The sequence below is a fragment of the Micromonospora sp. NBRC 101691 genome (assembly GCF_030269285.1).
Taxonomy (GTDB): domain Bacteria; phylum Actinomycetota; class Actinomycetes; order Mycobacteriales; family Micromonosporaceae; genus Micromonospora; species Micromonospora echinospora.
In genome coordinates, this window is the sequence record NZ_BSTB01000076.1 from 1 (window position 1) to 255 (window position 255).

Below are 255 nucleotides of genomic sequence, written 5' to 3' on the forward strand. Positions count from 1 at the left end.
TGGTCGACGCCCGGAAGGGCCTGGTCGAGCAGTCCCGCCGCCACGCCTTCCTGTGCAGTCTTCTGCGGGTGCCGCACCTGGTGCTCTGCGTCAACAAGATGGACCTGGTCGACTGGTCGCAGGAAGTATTCGAGCAGATCGCCGACGAGTTCACCGCCTTCGCCGCGAAACTCGACGTCCCCGATCTGGCGGTGGTGCCGATCTCGGCGTTGAAGGGCGACAACATCGTCACCCGCTCGGAGAACACCCCCTGGT

General features: G+C 65.1%; 1 protein-coding gene. It reads left to right on the plus strand.

Annotated features, from left to right (window positions below; translation table 11 throughout):
- Nucleotides 1-255: GTP-binding protein (locus QSK20_RS32020; protein WP_285792335.1), on the plus strand; the 255-nt coding region annotated here is incomplete at both ends.